The 1,805-nt window shown below is 71.2% G+C and carries 2 protein-coding genes; both read left to right on the forward strand.

Annotated features, from left to right (window positions below):
• Positions 1–242 (forward strand): phosphopantetheine-binding protein (locus ABZ449_RS42065; RefSeq protein ID WP_360357445.1); only part of this gene is annotated, 242 nt, incomplete at its 5' end.
• Positions 242–1,805, forward strand: a 1,564-nt coding sequence (locus ABZ449_RS42070; protein ID WP_360357447.1) for a condensation domain-containing protein, incomplete at its 3' end; no start/stop codon positions are given. The genes ABZ449_RS42065 and ABZ449_RS42070, both read left to right, overlap by 1 nt.

Consider the following 1,805-nt stretch of genomic DNA (forward strand, 5'->3'; position numbering starts at 1 on the left):
GCGACGCGTTCGCGCAGGTCCTCGGGCTGGAGAAGGTCGGCGTCGACGACGACTTCTTCGCCCTGGGCGGCCACTCGCTGCTGGCGATGCGGCTGATGAACCGGATCCGCACGGCGCTGGGCGCGGAAGTGACGATGGGGATTTTGTTCGAGGCGCCGACGGTCGCCGAGCTCGCGAAGCGGGTTGGAAGTCAGAAGTCTGCCCGGCCCGCGCTGCGGCCGCGCAAGAAGAAGGAGTCCTGATGTTTCCGTTGTCGTTCGCGCAGCGCCGTCTGTGGTTCATCGACCAGTTCGACGGGCCTAGCGCGCTGTACAACAGCCCAATTGTGTTGGGACTCTCGGGCGAGGTCGACCACCAGGCTCTGGGCGCAGCGCTGCGAGATGTGCTGGAGCGGCACGAGGTGCTGCGGACGATCTTCCCCGCGACGGATGGCGAGCCGTACCAGCAGGTCCTGGAGATGGACGAGCTGGACTGGGATCTGCGGCTGGCCGAGGTGGCCCCGGCGGATCTGCCGCAGGTGGCAGCCGAGGCGACCAAGCACGTCTTCGAGCTGGCGAAGGAGGTCCCGTTCCGGGCGACGCTGCTGACCGCGACCCCGGACGACCATGTCCTGGTGCTGGCGATCCATCACATCGCCACCGACGGATGGTCGAAGGCCCCGCTGACCCGGGACATCTCGGCGGCGTACGCGGCGCGACTGGAGGGCCGGGCGCCCGAGTGGGAGCCGCTGCCGGTGCAGTACGGCGACTACGCCCTCTGGCAGCGCGAACTGCTCGGCGAGACGGACGACCCGGAGAGCCTGCTCTCCCGCCAGGTCGCCTACTGGCGCGAGGCGCTGGCCGGCATACCCGAGGAGCTTGAGCTTCCGTTCGATCGCCCGCGTCCGCCGGTCGCGAGCCGCCAGGGGCACGCTGTGCCGCTGGAGGTCCCGGCCGAGCTGCACCAGAAGCTGGTGGAGCTGGCGCGGGCCGAGGGCGCGACGCTGTTCATGGTGCTGCAGGCCGCGCTCGCCGTGCTGTTCTCCCGCCTGGGCGCCGGTACCGACGTCCCGATCGGTGCCGCCGTGGCCGGCCGCACCGACGAGGCGCTGGAGGAGCTGGTCGGATGCTTCGTCAACACCCTGGTCATCCGCACCGACCTGTCCGGCGACCCGACGTTCCGTGAGGCTCTGTCGCGCGCCCGGACGGCCGGCCTGGGCGCCCTCGCGCACGAGGATGTGCCGTTCGAGCGGCTGGTGGAGGAGCTGGCCCCGGCCCGGTCGCTGGCGCGCCACCCGCTGTTCCAGACGATGCTGACGCTGCAGAACACCGGACGTGCTTCGGTGAGCACCTCGGGCGTGCGGATCGGCGGCGTGTCCTCGGAGCTGGCCGCGGGGCTGCCGGCAGCGCAGGTGGCGGCCAAGTTCGACCTGGACGTGATGGTCGGCGAGTCCTACGACCGCGAGGGGCGGCCGGCCGGGCTGCGCGGCACGGTGACCGCGGCCGCGGATCTGTTCGACGCGGTGTCGGTGGAGCTGCTGGTCGGTCGTTGGGTGCGGGTGCTGGAGGCGGTGGCCGCCGATCCGCGGCTTCGGCTGAGCGCGGTGGAGGTGGTGGACGAGGCCGAGCGCCGGCAGGTGCTGGTGGAGTGGAACGACACCGCTGTTGAGGTGTCGGCGTCGTCGGTGTTGGGGTTGTTCGAGGCGCAGGTGGCGCGGACACCGGATGCGGTGGCGGTGGTCGCCGGTGGTGTGGAGGTGTCGTACCGGGAGCTGGACGAGCGGGCGAACCGGTTGGCGCATCTCTTGGTGGCGCAGGGTGTGGGTG

Source organism: Kitasatospora sp. NPDC005856 (assembly GCF_040629945.1).
In the GTDB taxonomy this organism is placed as follows: Bacteria; Actinomycetota; Actinomycetes; order Streptomycetales; family Streptomycetaceae; genus Kitasatospora.